Source organism: Thalassotalea hakodatensis (assembly GCF_030295995.1).
GTDB classification, from domain to species: Bacteria; Pseudomonadota; Gammaproteobacteria; order Enterobacterales; family Alteromonadaceae; genus Thalassotalea_C; species Thalassotalea_C hakodatensis.
Window position 1 is genome coordinate 915,251 of the sequence record NZ_AP027365.1, and the last position, 22,194, is coordinate 937,444.

The window sequence follows — 22,194 nt, forward strand, 5'->3', positions numbered from 1 at the left end:
GCCTTACAAACGTAAGGCCATTTTTTTCAATTATTTATTTTTGATGTGATGTTAAGCTTTTATACCTAAGCTGCTAAGCCCACCAGAAGTTTTACCTTTGCTATCATAGGTCACGGAAGATTTATCATTCTGTTGTAATAGAGTGGTTTTTAAACGTTCAACGGCCATTTGCGATTGTTGGATGATATGACCGTTTACTTGGTTTTTTTCTTTACAACGTAGTAACGCTTGCTCTATTGCTTTTAGTACTTCATCTAACTCGCCATTAGCTTTTTGTTCACTAAATGCCAAACTTTGTGAAAATTGTTGATCTAACGTTTGAATATCGAGCAACAACGTATTTTTTTGTTCGGTCACTTTAGCAAGCGCATCAGGTGAGTTTTTTTGTAACGTAAGCCGCTCTTCGTCAATAATAGTCTCAAGTTGCTGTAATTGAGCAAACTGCTTATCTAATAATTGACGGTAATTGATATTGTCAGCCACTTACTTTCCTTAAATAGTTTTAAACTGATTCAGCTAAATCAAACTCGAAACTCGCAATACTCGCGGCTAATTTTTCTGGATTAATTTTATAATCACCAGAAGTAATCGCTTTTTTTAGCTCTTCAACTTTTTTCTGATCTACAATCGGAGAGTCTTCAATCTTTTTCTGTAAATCCCCAAGTTGCTTAGCTTGCGGTGTAATTGAAAAAGAGTCTTTACTTGCGACTTTAGCTTGTTCAGTATTCGTTGCGTTTTGCGCGTTCTGTTGTTTAAGTTGAGTTTGCTGGTCAACTTTTTGTTTTACTTGCCCAGTGTTTGACAAGTTATTGATATTTATAGCCATAATAAAACCTTATCGGCAATTAATTGCGGTGTATATTTACTTATCGGCAAATGATTCAATTTCTTTAACCTTTTTATTATAGATTAATCACTACTTGGTTGATAGCTTTAACTTCCGCTGTAACAACTCTACCGGACTGATTATTACGCACTCTAATTTGCTGGCCTCTTACACCGTTAGAAAGCGCTGTTCCTTTTGTTTTGATGGTTAGGTTATCTGTAATTGCACTGATAACGACACTTTCACCTTTGCAGACAATACAAAACATGCGTTTACTAATCACGCTTCCGCTCGTTAAGCTGCGTTTACTCCTTGCGCCATAAGCTAATGTTGGGTCACGAATAACTTCACCACGTGTTTGGTGGATAGGTCGCCATTCTATGGCAATATTACCTTCGTCGAGCACCGTACCTTTTGCTATTTTGATTGTTGACACTAAAACAGGCACTTCTTCTGTCACGCGAACTGGCAGAAAAATGTTCCATGGTGTTGAGCTTTCGCAATATATTTTTACATTGACGTTTCTCGTTGAGTAATTTTCAGGTATATTCGCCTGTAATGGAACCGCGCAGGGATTTATTTGAATTCTTGGGTCAATATCAGCGGGCGTGATCACCCGTTTACTTCCTTGTGAAGCTGGTAAGTTTTGTGCCACGTAATTTTTTGCAAATAATTTAATATCTTCGCGTGTGTATTCTTCTGCACTTATTGGGCTAGACAATAAAGTGTTTAATACAGAAAAAGTGATAAATATCTTTAATTTGCTCATAAATTTTGTAATCTAAATACTAGGGAATTTGAAATACTCGTCTATGCTTATTGTAGAGAGCATCGCTGTCGTTATTTTGTGTCAATAATTAGGCACTAAATGTAATTGCTAAGTATACTATCAAGAATTATGCCTTTTAGCCGTTAAAGGTTGCAGGAAAAATTATCAGAGGTTTTTTATGGCAGGAATTTTAGACTCGGTTAACCAACGCACACAGTTGGTAGGACAAAACAGGCTTGAGTTACTACTTTTTAAATTAGTTGGGCGTCAGCGGTTTGGCATCAATGTGTTTAAAGTACGGGAAGTCATGCCTTGCCCTAAATTAACATTACTGCCTAAACAAGATAAATTTGTTAAAGGTGTTGCTCATATTCGTGGACAAACGATTTCTGTGATTGATTTAAGTAAAGCGACTGGCGGGCCTGAAATTATTCCGGATGAAAATGCTTTTGTCATCATTGCTGAATATAACCGTAGTGTACAGGGCTTCTTGGTTGGAGGTGTTGAACGTATTATAAATATTCGTTGGCAAGATATCATGCCACCGCCAGAAGGCGCAGGTAAATCAAGTTACTTAACTGCAGTAACTGAAATTGACAATGAAATGGTGTCGATTTTAGACGTTGAAAAAATTCTTAACGAAATTAACCCAATATCAACAGAGCTTAGTGAAAGTATTATTGATGAGAGTGTTGGGGTTAGCATGGGTGATCGGGTTATTATGATTGCTGATGATTCAACGGTTGCCAGAAACCAAGTCAAAAGAGCGTTAGAACCATTAGGGTTGAAAATGTTATTGGCGAAAAACGGTCAAGATGCTTTAGACCAACTTATGGCACTAGCCGAAGATTGCACATCCATTGATGAAAAAGTGGCATTGTTGATTTCTGATATTGAAATGCCAGAAATGGATGGTTATACATTAACAGCGGAAATAAAAAGCAACGAGCAACTGAGGAAAATGCCTGTAATTTTGCACACATCGTTAAGTGGTGTGTTTAATAACGCAATGGTTGAAAAAGTGGGTGCTGAAGATTTTATTCCTAAGTTTCACCCTGATGAGCTGGCCACCGCAGTTAAAAAGTGGTTAAAAGTAGAAGAATTGGGCTAAGACAGTTTAGTCCGTTTCATCGCGTAGCATAAGGCAGGAAATATATAGTGTCAGCTAGACAACTTGATGATAAAAGTTATCATCAGTTTAGAGAGTTTTTAGAGCAACAATGCGGTATAGTGCTGGGCGATAATAAACAGTATTTGGTTAAAAGTCGCCTTGCGCCTTTGATGGCAAAGTTTGATGTGCTGACTTTAGGCGACTTGGTCACACGAACGTTAAGCCCCATGGAAAGGCAATTGCGCTCTGCGGTTATCGATGCCATGACCACGAATGAAACCCTTTGGTTTCGTGATGAATATCCCTTTGAATTGTTAAAAAAGCGGCTACTTCCAGAGTTTAAAGGGCAGCGCACGCCTGTCAAAATTTGGTCAGCAGCGAGTTCTTCGGGTCAAGAGCCTTATTCAATTGCGATGTCAGCGCAAGAATTTCAACAATCAAACCCTGGCAGTTTACCTGGTAGCGTACAAATTATCGGCACTGATATCTCTAATACCATGTTAGAGCATTGTAAATATGCACATTACGACTCACTTGCTTTATCACGTGGGTTATCACCAGAAAGAAAACGTCAGTTTTTTGAAAATGGTGATAACGGCATGTTAAAAGTTAAGGATCATGTCAAAAAAATGGTGAATTTTCGCCAACTTAATTTGCTGGGCAGTTACAGCTTAATGGGGCGCTTTGATATTGTTTTTTGTCGTAACGTACTGATTTATTTTTCGCCGGAAATAAAAGCGCAAATTTTATCACAAATCCATGGTTCACTTAATAGCGGTGGATACTTGTTTTTAGGGGCTTCTGAGTCACTTTCAGGACTAAATAAAAATTTTAATATGTTACGTTGCCACCCTGGCATCGTGTATCAAAAAAAGTAAACGTTCTCGTAAATAACTTTCTACTGGCATAATTATTGTATGGCTATCTCCATTAGTTTGGAGGAAGCCCTATGGCCATTAGTTTCGAAAAAGCATTTGGTATTCACCCCGACAGTTTACGTGTGCGTTCACAAAATGCAGAAGTAATCGCGGGAAACATCGCTAATGCCGATACCCCAGGATATAAAGCACAAGGTATGGACTTTAAGACGGCACTTGCCCAAGCGGCAAACCGGCAACAAAGCGGCATGTCTCGTACCCATGAAAAACACTTTGATGTTCGTGGTCAGCTTAATAATAATGTGGATTTTCGTGTTCCAAATCAACCAGATACCGGTGATGGTAATACGGTAAATGTACAAATGGAACGAAACTTGTATCTAGATAATTCCATGCACTATCAAGCGAGTCTGCAATTTATGAATAGTAAGATAAGTGGATTGAAAAAAGCGCTAGGCGGAGGTAATTAATTATGAGTTTATTTAATGTGTTCGACATCTCTGCCACAGGCATGAGCGCTCAATCAGTGCGATTAAATACTACGGCAAGTAATATTGCCAATGCTGATAGTGTTAGTAGCAGCATTGATCAAACTTATCGTGCACGTCATCCAGTTTTTGCCGCCGAGATGCAAAAAGCTGCCGCTGCTGCGGGTCAGTCTGAAGCAGTCGGTGTCAAGGTGATGGGTATAGTGGAAAGTAATAAACCGTTGAATATTGAACATGCACCTGATCATCCGATGGCGGATGAGAACGGCTATATATATAAGCCTAATGTGAATGTAATTGAGGAAATGACCAATATGATCTCTGCGTCACGTTCTTATCAAACCAATATTCAATTAGCAGAATCAGCTAAGAATATGTTGAACAAAACGATAATGTTAGGTCAACGATAATTTCTAGTTTGGAGTAATTATGGATTCAGTAACCGGCGGTAGCCCATTAGAATATATGCGTTGGCAACAGGAAGATTACAAAAAGTCTGACGAAAATGATAATGGTATGCTTACCCAAGAAGATTTCTTTGCGTTATTAACAAAAGAACTTTCTCATCAAGATCCAACAAAGCCTGTGGAAAATAATGAGATGATTTCTCAGATGACCGCATTTTCGACTACGGATGGCGTACAAAAACTGAATGAAAAGTTTACTGACTTTGCATCTTCTATGTCGTCTAGTCAAGCATTACAGGCATCATCACTTGTTGGTCGAAGCGTACTGGTTGATGACAATATTTTTGGCAAAGCCGAAGGTGAAGAAGTAAGAGGTAAGTTAGTGACTGATTTGCCCGCTAGTAATGTCAATATCTATGTAGAAAACACCGCAGGTGAAATTATTCAAACAGTGCCCGTTGGTAATGTTGATGCGGGTGAATTTTCGTTTACATGGAATGGTGAAAACTCCATAGGTGAGCAAGCTCCTACAGGAGCTTACCGATTTAGAATTGCAGGGCTAGTTGATGGCGAAGCCAGCGAATTACAAGCCATGACGTATCGTAAAGTAGACAGTGTCACGTTAGCAGGATCAGGTGGCAATATTGTTCTGAACTTAAATGGTGGTAGCACCATGAAACTCATAGATGTTGTTGAAGTATCAGAAAGTTAATCGTGGCGAATAGCCTGTTTCAGTATTGAAAAAAGATTTAGTAAAAGAGGTGAAGTTATGTCTTTTAATATCGCACTAAGTGGTTTAAATGCCGCACAAAAAGATTTAGATGTTACATCTAATAACATCGCAAACGTTAACACCGTTGGCTTTAAAGAATCGCGAGCTGAGTTTGTTGATGTGTATGCATCGTCATTATTAGCGGCGGGTAAAACCAAAGTGGGTGATGGGGTATTAACCTCTGATGTTGCTCAACAGTTTTCTCAAGGCAGTATTCAATTTACCAATAACGCTTTAGATTTAGCCATTACGGGTAATGGCTTTTTTGCCACAGTCCCAGAACTTGGTAGCTTAGAAACCTCATACACCCGAGCGGGCCAGTTTAAATTAAACGACAGTAACTTTGTGGTGAACTCACAAGGTCAACATCTACTAGGTTTCCCCGTTAATGCTGACGGCTCTTCGGCGTCAGTGAGTTTAAGTACTGCTTCTCCTATTCGTATTCCAACTTCATCTGGTGCGCCAACACAAACCAGTGAAGTGGATATTCGCATGAATTTACCTGCTGGGGATGCCATTATCACCGGTGCACCGGGTAACTTTGATCATACCGACCCATTAACTTATAACCACTCTACGTCTGTGACAGTGTTTGACTCCTTAGGTGATAGTCATGTAATGACCTATTATTTTGTCAAATCTGCGGCAAATACCTGGGATGTATTTACAGGGGTCGATGGTACATTAGTACCGATTGAAGATCCTGCTGGTGGTAGTACTAACCCTGTTGGTGGTACCGTTTCTGGCCCGTTGGCACCAGGTGGTATTACTGGTGCTCAGTTAACCTTTACCAATTCTGGTGATTTTGATTCTATGATACCAACACCTGCAGAAGGCGGCATTGTTTCGCTTCCTTTAGGTGCGGGTATATTAGCTAATGGTGCCGATGCGACCCAAACCATTGCTATTGACTTTAATTTAGATCCGGGTGGCCCTAATGCCAATGAGCCGACTCAGTTTGCCTCTAATTTTGAAGTGACGGCGCTAGAACAAGATGGGTTAGCCGTTGGTCGATTAACGGGTATTGATATTGATACCGACGGGTTAATTCGCGCAACATACAGTAATGGCACCTCAGAGCCATTATCTCGCATAGCGCTGGTTAACTTTGCTAATGAACAAGGCTTAACCCAAATAGGTAACTCATCGTGGAAAGAAAGTATTAGCTCAGGTGAGGCGTTAGCGGGTGAAGCGGGTACAGGGACTTTTGGTACCGTGCAATCGTCAGCACTTGAACAATCGAACGTGAACTTAACCACTGAGCTGATTGATTTAATCTCAGCGCAGCGTAACTTCCAAGCTAACTCGCGTTCACTGGAAGTAGATAACCAATTAAACCAGACGATTTTACAAATCAGATAATTTTTAATTTTATTGATTTTTTGAAAGCCCTTAACATGTGTTGAGGGCTTTTCACGTTTGCCAAATACCCTCATAATTCTTATATCACCCCCTTCGTATAAATACCTCTATTGTTTTTGCTAGTTGGCACTCTCTTTGCATTTTATACATTAACACTTTTTAGGATTGGAAATTACCATGGATAAAATGCTTTATATCGCCATGAGTGGTGCCAAGCAAAACATGAATGCGTTAGCCATTAACGCTAATAACCTTGCGAATGCTAAGACAACCGGCTTTAAAGCCGATCTTGCGCAAGCACGTTCAATGCAAGCATTTGGTGAAGGTTTGCCTACGCGTGTATTTTCCATGACTGAAAAAGCTAGCCAAAACTTTGACAGTGGTGCGTTACAAACCACTGGTCGTGATTTAGATATTGCCGTTCAAGGCCCTGGCATGATTGCCGTACAAGCTAAAGACGGCCTAGAAGCCTATACGCGTGACGGTCACTTAACCATTACTGAAGAAGGCTATTTACAAACACCTAATGGTGATTTGGTAATGGGAGATACTGGACCAGTATTTTTACCTTTGCCTGTGAATAACATCAAAATATCGAAAGATGGCACAATTATGGTTCAGCCCGCCGGCGCGCCAGCTTCAATACAGGAAGAAGTGGGACGTATTAAGTTAGTTAACCCCGATGTTAGAGATTTAACGCGAGGTAATGACGGGTTGTTTCGAGTAAACGCACAAGCAGAACCTAATAATATTGCGCAAAACAACGTATTAGATGCAGATGTTAACGTGGTGATTCAAAACGGTATGCTTGAATCTAGTAATGTAAACCCTGTCTCAGAAATGACAGAAATGATTGCTTTGCAACGTCAATTTGAAATGCAATTAAAACTTATGAAAACCGCTGAAGAAATTGATTCAGCGAGCGCATCATTATTGCGTGCTTTCTAACGAATTATTGAGGTGATTTATGAACCCAGCATTGTGGATCAGTAAAACAGGCTTAGACGCGCAAACAAAAGAAATTGCCGTTATATCAAATAACTTGGCAAATGCGAGCACGGTAGGCTTTAAGAAAAGTCGAGCGGTGTTTGAAGATTTGCTCTACCAAACAATTAATCAACCAGGTGGCCGTTCAGCACAAGATACTGAAATGCCATCAGGCTTGATGTTAGGTGCAGGTACTAAAGTGGTTGCCACCCAAAAAATACATACACAAGGGGATATGATCACCACAGACAATTCTCTTGATTTGATGGTACAAGGGGAAGGTTTTTTTCAAATATTAATGCCTGATGGTAGTTTGTCTTATACACGAAATGGACAATTTACGATGGATGAAGAAGGTAATGTTGTTACCCCTGGCGCTGGCTATTTAATGCAGCCACAAATTACCATTCCACCAGATGCGCAATCAATTATTGTGTCTCAAGATGGTGAAGTATCAGCCACATTACAAGGGCAAGCAGAGCCAGCCGTAATAGGTCAAATTAATACGGTTAACTTTGTTAACCCGACGGGTTTAGAGCCTATTGGTCAAAACCTATTTGTTGAAACAGCCGTTAGTGGTGCGCCTCAAGAAGGTGTTCCCGGTTTAGAAGGCTTTGGCATGTTGGTACAAGGCGCATTAGAAACCTCAAACGTTAATACCACCGAAGAGCTAGTTAACTTGATTGAAAGCCAACGGGTTTATGAAATGAACTCAAAAGTCATTTCAGCCGTTGATCAAATGCTTAGCTATATCAATCAGCAGTTATAATCAGTAGGAGACGTCACATGAAAAAGTTAATTATGATACTCGTTACATGGATGACGTTGACGGGCTGTGCCAGTGTAGAGCAAGCAAAAGTCTTACCTAATGATCCAGATTTTGCGCCCATTCAGCCTGAAATTCAGGAACAGCCTGTTGTACCTACGGGCTCTTTATTTCGTACCAATTATGTCAATAATATCTATTCAGATTCTAAAGCACACCGTGTTGGCGACATAATTTCTGTGATTTTAAACGAAAATACGCAAGCGCAAAAAAATGCCAAAACAGAATTAAAGAAAGAAAACAGTAATACGTTAAATCCTATTGTCGGTTTAGGCGGTGCGCCGCTGACTTTTAACGGTGATTCTGTGCAATTCGGTTTAGATCAAGATTCTGACTTCAAAGGGGATTCTAAAGCCAACCAAAGTAATAGTTTAAGCGGTAATATTTCAGTTCACGTTTTACGAGTTTTGCCCAATGGCAATTTAATGATTCGCGGCGAAAAGTGGTTAACGCTCAATAAGGGGGATGAATATATTCGCTTAACAGGTGTTATTCGCCCACAAGATATAACCTCTGCTAATACCATTATTTCCTCAAAAGTAGCAAATGCACGTATTCAATATTCGGGTACTGGTACCTTTGCTGAAGTACAAGAACAAGGGTGGTTGAGTAAATTCTTTAACAGCTCTTGGTGGCCATTATAAGTAGGTGATTAACATGACTGTTTTATTAAAACGATTTTTCGTAGTGTTCGCGTTAGTTGCAACATGTAACGCCAATGCTCAACGTGTCAAAGACTTAGTCGATGTAGCGGGTGTTAGAAATAACCAATTAGTCGGTTATGGCTTAGTTGTAGGTTTACCAGGTACCGGTGAACAGAGCCCGTTTACTGAACAAAGTTTCAAAACGATGTTGAGTAATTTCGGTATTACCATGCCACAGAATTTAAAACCCAAAATTAAAAATGTTGCTGCCGTGGCCGTTCACGCTGATTTGCCCGCATTTGCAAAGCCAGGACAAACCATAGATATCACCGTATCATCAATGGGCAGTGCACAAAGCTTACGTGGTGGTACATTATTGCAAACGATTCTAATGGGGATCGATGGAAATGCTTACGCTGTTGCGCAAGGGAGCTTAGTTGTCAGTGGTTTAGGTGCAGAAGGCTTAGATGGATCTAAAGTGATTGTGAACACGCCAACGGTTGGTCGCATTGCTAATGGTGCGATAGTTGAACGAGAGGTCGTTTCTCCCTTTGCCATGGGTGATCATATTACCTTTAATTTACGTAACTCTGATTTTACGACAGCAAAAAACCTAGAAAAGGCCATTAATAGTGAGTTTGCGAATCCGAATGATCCTTCAACCTTTATTGCAAGAGCAATTGATGCAACATCAGTACAAGTAACTGCCCCAAGAGATGCGAGCCAACGAGTAACCTTTCTATCAATGTTAGAAAATCTTGAATTTGAGCCAGACTCACCAGCAGCAAAAGTGATTGTTAATTCAAGAACCGGTACGATTGTTATTGGTAAGGATGTACGTTTGTTGCCAGCAGCTATCACCCATGGCGGTATAACTGTGACCATTAATGAAAACCCAGAAGTTACGCAACCTGACGCTTTTGCAGAAGGTGAAACGGCAATCACAACGACTTCCATTGTTGATGTGAATCAAAATGATAATCGCATGTTTGTTTTTAACCCAGGTATTACCTTGGATGCGTTAGTTAGAGCGGTTAATAATGTCGGTGCCGGGCCCGGCGATGTAATGGCCATTTTAGAAGCTTTGCAACAAGCTGGCGCATTGCGCGGCGAGTTGGTTATTATTTAACTTAGCGAGCTGCATGATGAATACGCGAATAGGTGATGCTCAAAATTATTTAGACCTGAATGGGTTAAATGATATTCGCTTGCAATCAAAACAAACTAACAAAGAAGATAAGCAGCAAGCATTATCGCAAGCGGCAAAGCAATTTGAAGCGATTTTTATGCAAATGCTGCTTAAAAGTATGCGTAGTGCACAAGAAGTACTTGAGTCTGACAGTCCGTTTAATAGCGAGTCAACAAAGTTTTATCGCGACATGCATGATCAACAATTAGCGTTAGAGTTATCAAATAATGGCTCACTTGGGCTTTCTGATCTCATTGTTCGTCAACTAGGTGGTGACTCTGAAAACTATACGCCGCAATCCTTGTTTAAATCGAATACCTTTGCCGATATGCAAATGAAAAATAATGAATTATCTGTTAACTCGCTTTTAAATCGTCAAACTTCTGACAATAACCTAATGCCTTCAGCGGAGGCATCTGCACAAACCACGACGCCAACTCAGGCGAACTTTGAACAGCCAGAAGACTTTGTTAGTGCATTAACTGCGCCAGCGAAGTTGGTTGAAGAAAAGTTAAAAGTACCGTTTGAAGTGGTTATTGCTCAAGCAGCGCTTGAAACGGGTTGGGGACAAAAAATTATCCAACAAGAGAACGGTACTAGTTCAAATAACTTGTTTAATATCAAAGCGGATAATCGCTGGAGCGGCGATAAAATTCACAAAGAAACCCTTGAATACGAACACGGTACTATGGTGAAAAAGCGCGAACCGTTCAGGGTATATAACAACCTGATGGAAAGTGCGGTTGATTATGTCGACTTTTTGTCAACAAATCGCCGTTATCAAGGCGCATTACAGCAAGTTGGTAATGTGGAACAATTCCTGCATAGCTTACAAGGTGCCGGTTATGCGACGGACCCTCAATATGCGACAAAAATCATGGGGACACTACGTAGAGTAACCAGCTTATTAAGTAAATAAACCTTAATTTTTAAGTTGTTTTATCTCTGTAGGAGTGTCAATCATGTCGTTTAATTTATACCAAACTGGGGTTAGTGGGTTACTATCTTCACAGCAACAGTTGGCGACAACTGGCCATAACATTGCCAACGTTAATACTGAGGGTTATAACAGACAACGCGCTGAACAAACCACTCTTTCAGGTGACAGCTTTGGTGGAAACTTCCTGGGTTCCGGCACTTATGTGGACGATATCACGCGGTTATATAATAAATTTTCATATAAAGAACAACTGCTTAATAGTACAAATCTCGGTGAATCTAACGCTCTACATGCAAGCTTGACACAATTAAACGAGATCATGAGTACTTCGGGTAACCAAGTATCTTCTTCAATAGACCGTTTTTATACTGCCATTAACAGTATCGCAGATAACCCCAGCGATTTAGGCTTACGTAACATCGCACTAACGCAAGCTGGTATACTCGCGAGTGATTTACAATCAATTAGTAAAAACTTTGATCAGCTTGAAAACTCTACCAACAATGAAATTAACCAAGTTGCCAGTAAAATTACTGAAATTTCACATGAGCTCGCTAAAATTAATGAATCGATATTACAAAATAAAGGCTTCGGAGCAGCAGGGCAGCCTAACGATTTATTAGACAAGCGCGACCAATTAATCACTGAGTTAAGTCAATTTACCAGTGTAAACACTGTTTCGGATAAAAACGGTGTGATGACTGTCATGATAGGGAGTGGTGCAACACTTGTTGCCGGGCTTACACCGTTAAGTGTGAATGTAGTGGCAGGCGACCCTGATCCGAATAAAACCTCATTAGAAATTGCTGGCGCTAATGGTTCTGTAGCCTTGTCGCAAAAAACACTTGGCGGACAATTAGGCGCTAAATTTGCTTTTCGTGATAATTATTTAGATCAAACGAGACGAGATATTGATCGTTTAGCTATGGCTATTTCTGAAACATTAAATGCTAGCCAAGCTGATGGCCTCGATTTAAATCAAATTCAAGGGGCCAACTTATTCACAGATATCAATTCACCCACATTAATGGCTTCACGTGTATTAACACCAGCCTCTAATGCTGGTTCGCTAACCGCAGAAGTATCGATAAGCGATATAAGTTTAGTGCCCGCTGATGAATTCCAAATCACTTTTGATGGGGCTAACTATCAAATGCGTAATATGACCACAGGTACAGTTGACAATTTAGGTGCCCCCGGTAGCGGTACTTATACCACAGCTTACGGCTTTGAATTTGTTGAAACCGGTGGTGCCCCGAGTGCAAATGATTCTTTTGTAATAAGACCTACAGAAAATAGCGCAGCATTAATTGAAGCTCAGATTACGGATGGTGCAGCCATTGCTGCTGCAACCCCTGTGGCTATAAGACCATCAGATAATAATGTCAGCCCAGGTAAAATAGAAATTGTAAACATGATTGACCCGGTTGCTGCTCGTGCTGAAATGCCTATGCGGATTGATATTTTAGAAAACCCAGTGGGTGTGTTTAACTATACGATTACTGATAAACTTGGCGTGACGTCGGCGCCAATACCGTATACGCCACCTACACCTCCTGCAACATTTACCGTTGATTTACCTCCTGCACCAGCAACGGCTCAATTTCAGGTCAATATTTCTGGTACGCCTTCTGGTTCTGCTCCTAATGCACCTGAACAATTCTTTATTGAAGATGCTTATGGTATTGGTAATGGCAGTAATGCTGTAGATATGGCGTTGACTCAAGAGCAGGGGATTATTAATGGTGGCAGGGAATCTTTTTCAAAAAGCTTAGGTGTTTCAACAGCGAATGTGGGTTCAAAAGCAGCATCTGCCGAGTTAGTGGCTGATACAGCTCAAGCGTTATTTACCCAAGCTTATAACCGAAACCAAGAAACGTCTGGCGTTAATTTAGATGAAGAAGCCGCTAATTTATTGCGCTTCCAGCAAGCATATCAAGCGGCATCTCAAATTATTTCAACGGCTAATACTATTTTTGACACCTTGTTAGCAGTGGCTAGGTAGGAGGATTTATGCGCGTATCAACAGCACAGTTTTATTATCAAAATAGCCTGCAACTTAGCAATAAGCAATCAGGTGTTAATGATCAAATTGGCTATATTTCGAGTGGTAAACGAGTATTAACAGCGAAAGATGATGCCGTACAATTTGGCACATTAACGGGCTATAAAGATGAATTAGCGAATATTGAAAAGTATAAACGTAATATTTCCCAAGCAGAAAGTCGTAATAGCTTGATTGAAACTTCGTTCGCAAATGCTACCGATATCATGCAAGAATTTAAACAGCGCTTTATTCAAGTTCAAAATGGTACGCAATCGGACTCTGACTTATTAGCATTAGCAGATTTAGCGAAAGATAGCTTAGAGCAAATGTTAGATATTGCTAACCTGAAAGATGAAACGGGTGGCTATATTTTTTCTGGTTATCAAATAGATGTTCAGCCTTTTAGCCTTCAGCCGGATAACTCGGTAGTTTATCAAGGTGATAGTGGAGAACGCCAGTTACAAATTGCAAAAAGTGTCAATGTACCGACAAACTTAGCCGGTGACGACGCTTTTATGAAAGCACCCAATACTATTGGTGATTATTCCGCTGTATATAATACCAATAACTCAGGCATTCGTGTTAACCGCGCTGAAATCATTAACCCTGGTTTAAACAATGTGACACCGGGTGCTGGTTTTCCCCCTGATTATAATTTTAATTTTGTGACCGCTACTGATTTGGTGGTAACTGATGCCGATGGTGATGTTATGGCTAACATTGCCGGCTACACACCAGGGCAAATCGTTTCCTTACCAAATGGTGTTGAAGTTCAGATAGACGGCAACCCATTGCCGGGTGACAATTTTGATCTTACACCACAGCAAAACGTGAGTGTTTTTGAAACAATGAAACAGGCGATTGATTGGATTTCTCAAGGTAATAATCCAGCTGATCCTACTCAACATAAAGTTGATTACGACAATATTCTAAGTCAGATTGATTCGGCGTTAAATCAAGTTGTGTCGAATCAAACTACAGCAGGCATTAGATTGCAACTTATTGAAAATCAAGAAAACAATCACCTTGATTCTGAACTTTATCTACAAAAAGGGCGCTCAAACATTGAAGATTTGGACTACGCAAAAGCTATTGCAGAGTTCGAACAATCAAAAGTCTCTTTACAGGCCGCACAGCAAACCTTTGTTCAAGTGAAAAACCTAAGTTTATTTAATTATTTGTAATGTTGGCACAACGTATGCAGGTATGTGATTGTCAATTTTTTTGATTATCGTGGTTCAGCACTTTGTTGTTATCAGCACAAGAACCACTACCTAACTAATTTTTAGGAGATGATAGCAATGGCTTTAGTAGTAAATAGTAACATCGCATCTTTAAATGCACAGCGCCAATTAAATGGCTCAACAAATGACCTACAGACTAACTTTGAAAGGTTGTCGTCAGGTAAACGTATCAACAGCGCGAAAGATGATGCAGCGGGCTTACAAATATCAAGTCGATTAACTGCACAAATTAACGGCCTTAATCAGGCAGCGCGTAACGCTAACGATGGTATTTCATTAGCACAAACTGCTGAAGGGGCGTTAGATGAGTATACCAATGCACTTCAACGTATGCGTACACTTTCAGTACAATCGTTAAACGGCTCAAACAGTGACTCTGACCGTAAAGCACTTGATGCTGAGTTCCAAGAACTTGAAACGGAATTAACGCGTATTTCGACAGATACTGGTTTTGCTGGTGAGAACTTATTAGATGGTTCTTATACAGGAAAGGTTTTCCAGGTAGGTGCTGATAACGGTCAAAATATTGAAATTAGTATTGGGCAAAACTTTGCCGCACTATCAATTTTATCAAGTATTGATGGTATTTCAGAAGCAAGTCATGCATCTGACGCTTTAGCTGCAATTGATAGTGCGTTAGCTATAGTAACGTCTACACGTGCTGATTTAGGTGCTAAGCAAAACCGTTTTGGTTCTATTATTCGTAGTAATGATAATACGGCGCAAAACTTATCAGCATCAAGATCGCGTATTCAAGATACAGATTATGCTCATGAGAGTGCGGCATTAGCAAGAAGTACGGTATTACAACAGGCTTCAAGCTCGATGTTAGCTCAGGCGAACCAACAGCCACAAATAGCGTTATCGTTGTTACAGTAATCAAATAATATCGCTTCTTTATTAAAAAACCCTCAAATGAGGGTTTTTTTTGTGTTTTTTATTTATATAAAAACCAATGGGTTAAATTAATTCCTGATATCTTTTTAGTTTTTTTTCTAAAAATGTTTAAAGTTAATTTTTTATTTACCGATAAAGTTCTCAGAAGGGGCTTGGTTATGTAACTAACCTCATAGATTAACTAACTAGAATGGGTTCTCCCAGGAGCGTAATCATGGCTTTAGTAGTAAATAGTAACATTGCATCAATCAATTCACAGCGTCAATTAGCTAATTCAACGAATAGCTTATCAACAAACTTCGAACGTTTATCATCAGGTAAGCGTATCAACAGTGCAAAAGATGATGCTGCAGGTTTACAAATATCAAGTCGCTTAACAGCACAAATTAACGGTTTAAATCAGGCTTCACGTAACGCCAATGATGGTATTTCTTTAGCGCAAACAGCTGAGGGTGCTTTAGAAGAGTACACAAATACACTACAACGTATGCGTACACTTTCAGTTCAAGCATTGAACGGTTCAAACAGCGCTGCTGATAGAACGGCACTAGATTCTGAATTCCAAGAGTTAGAAACAGAATTAACGCGTATTTCAACAGATACAGGTTTCGCCGGTGAAAGCTTATTAAATGGTACTTACACAGGTAAAGTGTTCCAAGTTGGTGCTGATAATAACCAAGGCATTACTTTAAGTATCGGTCAAAACTTTACCGCTGCTTCAGTATTATCAAGCATCGTAGGTGTGACAACTGCAACTGCTGCATCTGCATCTTTAGCGAAAATTGATGCTGCACTAGTAACGGTAAACGACACGCGTGCTGACTTAGGTGCTAAGCAAAACCGCTTCTCTTCTATCATTCGTAGTAATGATAATACGTCGCAAAACTTATCAGCATCAAGATCTCGTATTCAAGATACTGACTACGCTGCAGAAAGTGCTGCATTAGCAAGAAGTACGGTACTACAACAGGCATCAAGCTCAATGTTAGCACAGGCTAATCAGCAGCCACAAATAGCACTATCTTTATTATAAACGAAAGGTAAGTTATAGTTTAGATAGTTAATGGCACTCACAATGAGTGCCATTTTACCAATAAAAAGTAGGAGTAAATTATGGTTAAAGCAGTTGTAGCAGATGCAAGACCATCAAACCAATTCTCTGAACTTGCCCAGCAGCCCCAGAAAGTTAGTAAAGACGATGAAGCCAAAAAAGCTGAACTTAAAGCTGTTGAGCTCGACTATGCTAAACTAAAAGATATTGAAGAGTTACAGCAAAAGAAAATAGAAGCACAAGAAGCTAAAACAGAAGAAGAATCAAACGCTGAAATAAAAACAGCCTTTGACGAAATTTCAGAGTTTATGCAGCTTTATAATCGTAATGTAAACTTCTCTATGGATGAAGAATCAGAGAAAACGGTTATTAAAGTCTTTGATACTGAAAGTAATGAATTGATCAAACAGTTTCCATCTGACGAGCTGATTGAATTAGCACAAAAAATTAAAGGTTTGCGTCAAGATATTGACCTTAAATCTGGTATATTTCTTGATGAAAAAGTGTAAATTATCTTTTTTGCAATAATCTACATTTATTTTAGGAGGGTATTATGAACATAACGTCTGCAGGTGTCGGTTCTGGTTTAGATCTTGAATCTATCATTGAAGCCTTTGTCACCGCTGAATCTATACCCACTGAAGTTCGATTACAAGAAAGAGAAGACAGAGTAAAGGCTGAGCTTTCTGGTCTTGGCACTTTCAAATCAGCCCTTTCTACCTTCCAATCTGTTGCTGATAAACTTGCATCAATAGATGATTTTAGCAAGCAAATTATTTCAGCGAGTAATGAAGACATTACTGTTTCTACCAATGGCTTTGCCAGTAGCGGTAGTTTTGATATTGAAGTAATTCAGCTCGCACAAGCTACTCGTATACAAACTCAAGACTACGCCAGTTCTACCACAACAGTCGGTGCTGGTACATTAACTTTTGGTGCTGGTGCTGATACCTTTGATGTTACCATTGATGCAGCTGATGACCTATCAGCTATTCGTGATAAAATTAATGCGGAAAGTGGCAATTTTGGTGTTACTGCAAGTTTAATAAACAGCGACTCTGGTACATACCTAACCTACACCTCAACGAAAACTGGCTTGGCGAATGAGCTTTCTGTATCTACTGGTGATGCTGCACTTGATGGCTTGGCTACAAACGCAACAGTAACCCGTAATGCACAAGATGCAATTATTGAAGTAGACGGTAATGGTAATTTCATCACCAATGATACCAATGAGTTTAAAAACAGTATTGAAGACGTCACTATTGTTGCTAACAATGTTTCTGCCTCTGGCCCAGCAACGTTAAGTATTGCTCAAGATAAAGAAGCGCCTAAAGAATTAATTACTGAGTTTGTCAGTGCATTTAATGCCTTATCTGAAAGTATGGATGTGTTAGGATCTGCTAAGTTTGGTAAGTTAGCGTTTGATTCAGATTTACGCTCGATGGATGGACAATTAAAGAATGTTTTAATTAATACCGTGTCAGGTATGAGTGGAGATATTCAATCTTTGGGTGATATGGGCATACAGTTCGATAAATTTGGTGTGTTAAAAGTATCAGAAGTTGCAACGGGTTCGTTAAAAAGTGGTTCTGAAATGCTTTCAGATGCCCTTGAAAATAATATCGATGAAGTTGGTGCAATTTTTGCTTCTCCTAATGGTGTCATCGATCAATTAACCACGTTAATTGAAGGCTATAATGATAGCGATGGTACATTGACGCAGCGACAGAAAAATTTAAATGAAGATTTGACAGATATCTCTGACGAATACGATAATTTAGAAGCGCGTTTAAGAAATTACGAAGATACTTTAAGACAGCGATTTGCTTTTTTAGACTCAACGGTTGCTGGTTATAATGCCACAGCGAATTGGTTAGAAACTGCGCTAAAACCAGCGAACACTGGTAGTAGTTAAAAAAATGCAAATACTGGAAAGTAATGCAGTAGGAGAATTATCATGAGAAAGAACTTAAGTGCATATAAACAAGTCGATATTAATAGCAATATATTAGCTTCTGACCCACACCAAATTATTTTGTTAATGTTCGATGGTCTATTAAAAGGTATTGCTACAGCTAGAGGGGCTATCGAGCGAAAAGACTATGAACTGAAAGCACAATCTTTAACAAAGTCGATTAATATTTTAGATGCGTTAATTCAGTCATTAGATTTTGATAGCCAACCTGAAATTTCTAAGAACTTCGAAGTGATGTACAGTTACTGTATAGATTGTTTGATGGAAGCGAGTACATCATTAAATGTTGCTAAGTTAGACGAAGTGGTTGATATGATTAAGCCGGTTAGAAGTGCATGGTCAGAGATGCCAGAAGATGCGAAACAAGAAGGTCTAGACAAGCTAAAGCAAAAAAATGATGAAACTACGGCGGCTGTAGGAGCTTAGTATGTCTTTTGCTTCGTTATATCAGCAGATTGACGATCTTTCTGCTGAAATAACAGCATTAACAGAAAAAAGTGAGTTTGAGCATGTAGAAGCCAAATTGGCGCTTCGTTTGGAACTGTTAAAAAAAGTCACAGAGCAAGTACGTCAAACAGGTAACGACCAAGATGAGAAAACACTTCGAACGTTTTTACTTAATGTGCAAGCTCAAGACAAAATACAACTAGAGATACTTGCCAAAGAACGTACAAAATCGTTAGACGACGGCCAAAAGCAATCAAAAATCAAAAAAGCTGTGAATACCTATCAAATAGTGAGTGATAATTAACTGTAGCTGACATTTGGCCACCTTAATTTCACTATCTCTTTCCGATACCCTTTAGGTAACTTGTTGCCGTTCATCCAAGAGAAATTCTGCTAACTTGAAGTCAAGATGATGATCAATGTCGACGGAATCTTCCCTCTTCATTACATATGAATAAACATTGCTGTCTAAGAAAAAAGTCTCTTGTTCAAGTAATTGTTCGATTTTAGCAATATATATAGCACCATTTAATCGATAGTAAGTGGGCAACGCTTGGCTTCTAGGGTTCTTTTTAACAAAAGTTGAAATGAAGTTCTGCATATTTCCGTCAGACGCTAAGGTATTACTCCACATTGGTGAATGATCGCATTCACATACACTGATAACCGCGGAAGCTTGTTTATCTTTTAATACTTGAATGGCGTGCTGTATATTTTCTACTGTACGTAAGGGGGATGTTGGTTGTAACCAAATAACATAATCGTACGACTTTCCTTGCTCGGTTAGATAATTAGCCGTATGCCTAACCACATCTATCGCGGTTGCTTCATCACCGGAGATACTATCAGGCCTGAGAAAAGGCACGGGTACGCCGCTTTGTTTGGCGATATCTGCGATATTTTCACAATCCGTGCTCACGATAATGTCAGAAATTTCAAGTGCTTGTTGTGCAGCTTCAATTGTCCATTGCACTAGCGGTTTTCCACAAAGCATTTTGCTATTTTTTCCAGGTAAACGTTTACTACCTGCACGTGCCGGAATAACAGCTAAAATTTTATCAACCATAGAATTTTCCACCTTGCATTACATCTTTTTGTGCTTGATAAAAATCAACCATTTTCCCAATATCTAACCAGTATTCATGTACTGGAAACATCGCAACAAATTCTTTATTAGCGATATAGTTCTCAATGAGATCAGTCATATCAACGCGTTGGTTTTTATTGACTGCATTTATCATTGCGCGACTAACCACATACACACCTGCATTAATAAAATATTTATGGGTTGGTTTTTCAACTAAGCTGATTATTTTTGACCCTTCGGCCTCTACAACGCCATAAGGTATTTTATATTCCTCTTCTCTGACGCACATTGTACAAATAGGATCGTATTGATTGTGATAATTTAATAATTGTTCAAAATCAATTTTGGTCAGTACATCTCCGTTCATCATGATAATAGGTAAATTGGGTAAGCTTTCAGGTAAAAGCCCTAAACTACCACCGGTTCCTAAAGGGGCTTGTTCATGAACGTAGTGGATTTTTACCCCCCATTTACTGCCATCACCAAAATGATTTTTAATTGCTTCGGGCATATAGTGTGTAGAAATGTAGAACTGATGAAATCCACTGGCGATAAAACTATTAAGAATCGTTTCAAGTATGGGTTTATCACCTAATTTGAGTAAAGGTTTAGGGCAGTTATCCGTTAATGGTTTTAATCTTGTTCCAAAGCCTCCAGCCATTAAAAAAACTGGGTTGTCGTAAGAGGGCTTTTTAATAATATGTTGTAGTGTTTCTAGGCCAACTATCTTACCTTCAGATATCAGGGGGATGGCACCTAATCCTTGATTGTTCATCAAGCTTAATAATTTGTTTCTAGAGGTGTCTATATTTGCCACAAGTGGGGCCTTATTCATGACCTCTGATATTGGTGTGGATAAATCTTGATGCCGAATTAAGGCACGGCGAATATCTCCATCAGTGACTACACCGAGGAGTACGCGTTGTTCGTCTACAACGAGTGCCAATTGCATGGCACCTTTATCGATAACAGAAATGGTATCACCCATTGTTGCCGTAGGCGATATTAAAACATCCTGCCAATTATGACTCATTAGCTTCCCCTAAAATCGGCCAAAACTATGAATAGCCTTTGTCTTATTAATAGTTTTAGCAAAAAGTACACCAAATTTCTTTAAAAATTAAGATAATCACAGGTTTAATCGATTTTGATTAAATCTCCAGTGTTAAATTCATAACAGGCAGGTGAGTTTAATAATTGCCAATAGTACTTAGGATCAATACCCGTACCTGGTCGCATAATTGCGATATTGTCGGCAGTTAATAGTTCACCATATTTGATGTGTTTTTTTGCCACAATACTTTTACGTGCGACTAATTTATTTGCTATTTCAGATTCGGTAGGTGCTTTAATTGACGAACCAAGCACTTTTTCGCTGATCCTAATGCTTGACACCATTTGCGCTAGTTCGTTCGGATCTATAGAGGCTTTATGATCTGGTCCATTCATGGTTTTGTCTAAAGTAAAGTGTTTTTCAATGATACAAGCTGCTTTTGCTACCGCGGCAATGGGAACCACAATACCTGCACTGTGATCTGAATAACCAATGGGTAATGAAAAATTACGTGACATTTCATCCATCGCATTTAGATTGATTTCATCAAATGGTGCAGGGTACTCGGTAGTGCAATGTAAAAGAGTTACTTTTTGAGAAAGTAGTGATTTCCCTTCCTCAGATTGATAAGCACGTTGAAATGCTTCAATAGAAGGCTGCTCACTAGTTGCTAAAAAGCCAAAAGCAATAGTACCGAGTGCTATTTCTATTTCTTCATTCGTTGCCATGCCTGTTGAAACTATTAATTGGCAACCTGTTTTTGCATGTGCGAGTACAAAGGGTAAATTAGTTAGTTCACCAGATGGAATTTTAAGACGTGTTAATTTAAGTTCTTCGACTAAAAAGCGTAAACTATCATCATCAAAAGCCGTTGATAAGTATTCTATACCTAGCTTTTCACAGTATTGTTTGATTGCTTTGTGAGATTCAAAAGGCAATTCGAGGCTTTTTAACAATTGATACTGCGTTTGTTCTAATTCAGTATTTTTTATTTGATATTGTGCTTGTTTAGCTGATTGAGTAACGAGGTTATCAGCTTTGAAAGTTTGAAACTTTACAACATCTGCACCAGCTTTTTTTGCAGCATCAACAAGTTGTTTAGCGAGTTGCTCGCTACCGTTATGATTCACACCTGCTTCGGCAATGATCAGTACATTTTTTTCTTTATGAGACATGTGTCGCCTTTTCTC

General features: G+C 39.3%; 25 protein-coding genes. 19 read left to right on the forward strand and 6 right to left on the reverse strand.

Annotated features, from left to right (window positions below; genetic code table 11):
• Positions 1-51 precede the first annotated feature (51 nt).
• The 3 genes from QUE72_RS03905 to flgA all read right to left on the reverse strand — a co-directional run bounded on the left by QUE72_RS03905 (position 52) and on the right by flgA (position 1,595).
• Positions 52-483, reverse strand: coding sequence for a flagella synthesis protein FlgN (locus QUE72_RS03905; RefSeq protein WP_286271704.1), 432 nt, complete (start codon positions 481-483; stop codon positions 52-54).
• A gap of 19 nt (positions 484-502) precedes the next feature.
• A complete protein-coding gene (gene flgM, locus QUE72_RS03910) occupies positions 503-826 on the reverse strand; it encodes a flagellar biosynthesis anti-sigma factor FlgM (protein ID WP_286271706.1) in 324 nt (107 codons plus the stop codon).
• Positions 827-902: 76 nt separating this feature from the next.
• Positions 903-1,595 (reverse strand): flagellar basal body P-ring formation chaperone FlgA, encoded by a 693-nt coding sequence (gene flgA / locus QUE72_RS03915; RefSeq protein WP_074500758.1) that lies wholly within the window; start codon positions 1,593-1,595, stop codon positions 903-905.
• 178 nt (positions 1,596-1,773) lie between these two features.
• Between flgA and QUE72_RS03920 the strand changes: the two genes are divergently transcribed.
• The 19 genes from QUE72_RS03920 to QUE72_RS04010 all read left to right on the forward strand — a co-directional run bounded on the left by QUE72_RS03920 (position 1,774) and on the right by QUE72_RS04010 (position 19,167).
• The gene (locus QUE72_RS03920) at positions 1,774-2,706 is read left to right on the forward strand and encodes a chemotaxis protein (protein WP_074500756.1); all 933 of its coding nucleotides are present in this window, start codon (positions 1,774-1,776) and stop codon (positions 2,704-2,706) included.
• A 47-nt stretch (positions 2,707-2,753) separates the two neighbouring features.
• A complete protein-coding gene (locus QUE72_RS03925; protein WP_074500754.1) occupies positions 2,754-3,584 on the forward strand; it encodes a CheR family methyltransferase in 831 nt (276 codons plus the stop codon).
• Positions 3,585-3,655: 71 nt separating this feature from the next.
• Positions 3,656-4,054: a flagellar basal body rod protein FlgB gene (gene flgB, locus QUE72_RS03930; RefSeq protein ID WP_286271709.1), complete on the forward strand. Its 399-nt coding sequence runs from the start codon at positions 3,656-3,658 to the stop codon at positions 4,052-4,054.
• Positions 4,055-4,056: 2 nt separating this feature from the next.
• Positions 4,057-4,482: a flagellar basal body rod protein FlgC gene (flgC, locus tag QUE72_RS03935; protein ID WP_074500749.1), complete on the forward strand. Its 426-nt coding sequence runs from the start codon at positions 4,057-4,059 to the stop codon at positions 4,480-4,482.
• Positions 4,483-4,501: 19 nt separating this feature from the next.
• Positions 4,502-5,191: a flagellar hook assembly protein FlgD gene (locus QUE72_RS03940; protein WP_286271713.1), complete on the forward strand. Its 690-nt coding sequence runs from the start codon at positions 4,502-4,504 to the stop codon at positions 5,189-5,191.
• A gap of 57 nt (positions 5,192-5,248) precedes the next feature.
• On the forward strand, positions 5,249-6,613 hold the full coding sequence (flgE, locus tag QUE72_RS03945) for a flagellar hook protein FlgE (protein ID WP_074500743.1): 1,365 nt from the start codon (positions 5,249-5,251) through the stop codon (positions 6,611-6,613).
• Positions 6,614-6,790: 177 nt separating this feature from the next.
• The gene (gene flgF / locus QUE72_RS03950; RefSeq protein ID WP_074500741.1) at positions 6,791-7,561 is read left to right on the forward strand and encodes a flagellar basal-body rod protein FlgF; all 771 of its coding nucleotides are present in this window, start codon (positions 6,791-6,793) and stop codon (positions 7,559-7,561) included.
• 19 nt (positions 7,562-7,580) lie between these two features.
• Positions 7,581-8,369 (forward strand): flagellar basal-body rod protein FlgG, encoded by a 789-nt coding sequence (gene flgG, locus QUE72_RS03955; RefSeq protein ID WP_074500738.1) that lies wholly within the window; start codon positions 7,581-7,583, stop codon positions 8,367-8,369.
• A gap of 17 nt (positions 8,370-8,386) precedes the next feature.
• Positions 8,387-9,070 carry a flagellar basal body L-ring protein FlgH gene (gene flgH / locus QUE72_RS03960; RefSeq protein WP_074500736.1) on the forward strand — a complete coding sequence of 228 codons (684 nt, stop codon included), beginning with the start codon at positions 8,387-8,389 and terminating at the stop codon, positions 9,068-9,070.
• Positions 9,071-9,083: 13 nt separating this feature from the next.
• Positions 9,084-10,199, forward strand: coding sequence for a flagellar basal body P-ring protein FlgI (locus QUE72_RS03965; RefSeq protein ID WP_074500733.1), 1,116 nt, complete (start codon positions 9,084-9,086; stop codon positions 10,197-10,199).
• A gap of 16 nt (positions 10,200-10,215) precedes the next feature.
• Positions 10,216-11,178, forward strand: a complete 963-nt coding sequence (gene flgJ / locus QUE72_RS03970; protein WP_407704966.1) for a flagellar assembly peptidoglycan hydrolase FlgJ — start codon at positions 10,216-10,218, stop codon at positions 11,176-11,178.
• Between the two features lie 43 nt (positions 11,179-11,221).
• Complete coding sequence (gene flgK, locus QUE72_RS03975) at positions 11,222-13,204, forward strand: flagellar hook-associated protein FlgK (protein ID WP_074500728.1); 1,983 nt, start codon at positions 11,222-11,224, stop codon at positions 13,202-13,204.
• 8 nt (positions 13,205-13,212) lie between these two features.
• Complete coding sequence (flgL, locus tag QUE72_RS03980) at positions 13,213-14,430, forward strand: flagellar hook-associated protein FlgL (protein WP_074500725.1); 1,218 nt, start codon at positions 13,213-13,215, stop codon at positions 14,428-14,430.
• A 117-nt stretch (positions 14,431-14,547) separates the two neighbouring features.
• On the forward strand, positions 14,548-15,369 hold the full coding sequence (locus QUE72_RS03985; protein ID WP_074500723.1) for a flagellin N-terminal helical domain-containing protein: 822 nt from the start codon (positions 14,548-14,550) through the stop codon (positions 15,367-15,369).
• A gap of 232 nt (positions 15,370-15,601) precedes the next feature.
• Positions 15,602-16,420, forward strand: coding sequence for a flagellin N-terminal helical domain-containing protein (locus tag QUE72_RS03990; RefSeq protein ID WP_074500720.1), 819 nt, complete (start codon positions 15,602-15,604; stop codon positions 16,418-16,420).
• 80 nt (positions 16,421-16,500) lie between these two features.
• A complete protein-coding gene (locus QUE72_RS03995; protein WP_286271722.1) occupies positions 16,501-16,947 on the forward strand; it encodes a flagellar protein FlaG in 447 nt (148 codons plus the stop codon).
• A 44-nt stretch (positions 16,948-16,991) separates the two neighbouring features.
• Complete coding sequence (fliD, locus tag QUE72_RS04000; RefSeq protein WP_286271724.1) at positions 16,992-18,356, forward strand: flagellar filament capping protein FliD; 1,365 nt, start codon at positions 16,992-16,994, stop codon at positions 18,354-18,356.
• A 42-nt stretch (positions 18,357-18,398) separates the two neighbouring features.
• On the forward strand, positions 18,399-18,842 hold the full coding sequence (gene fliS / locus QUE72_RS04005) for a flagellar export chaperone FliS (RefSeq protein WP_286271725.1): 444 nt from the start codon (positions 18,399-18,401) through the stop codon (positions 18,840-18,842).
• A 1-nt stretch (position 18,843) separates the two neighbouring features.
• Entirely contained in the window at positions 18,844-19,167 is a 324-nt protein-coding gene (locus QUE72_RS04010) for a hypothetical protein (RefSeq protein ID WP_074500710.1), read from the forward strand.
• 51 nt (positions 19,168-19,218) lie between these two features.
• Here QUE72_RS04010 and QUE72_RS04015 read toward each other — a convergent pair whose 3' ends face one another.
• The 3 genes from QUE72_RS04015 to neuB form a co-directional block, all read right to left on the reverse strand.
• Positions 19,219-19,929: an acylneuraminate cytidylyltransferase family protein gene (locus QUE72_RS04015; RefSeq protein ID WP_286271727.1), complete on the reverse strand. Its 711-nt coding sequence runs from the start codon at positions 19,927-19,929 to the stop codon at positions 19,219-19,221.
• Complete coding sequence (locus tag QUE72_RS04020; RefSeq protein ID WP_286271728.1) at positions 19,922-20,983, reverse strand: nucleotidyltransferase family protein; 1,062 nt, start codon at positions 20,981-20,983, stop codon at positions 19,922-19,924. The genes QUE72_RS04015 and QUE72_RS04020 overlap by 8 nt, the downstream gene beginning before the upstream one ends.
• Before the next feature lie 104 nt (positions 20,984-21,087).
• The gene (gene neuB, locus QUE72_RS04025) at positions 21,088-22,179 is read right to left on the reverse strand and encodes an N-acetylneuraminate synthase (protein WP_286271729.1); all 1,092 of its coding nucleotides are present in this window, start codon (positions 22,177-22,179) and stop codon (positions 21,088-21,090) included.
• Between the last annotated feature and the right edge of the window lie 15 nt (positions 22,180-22,194).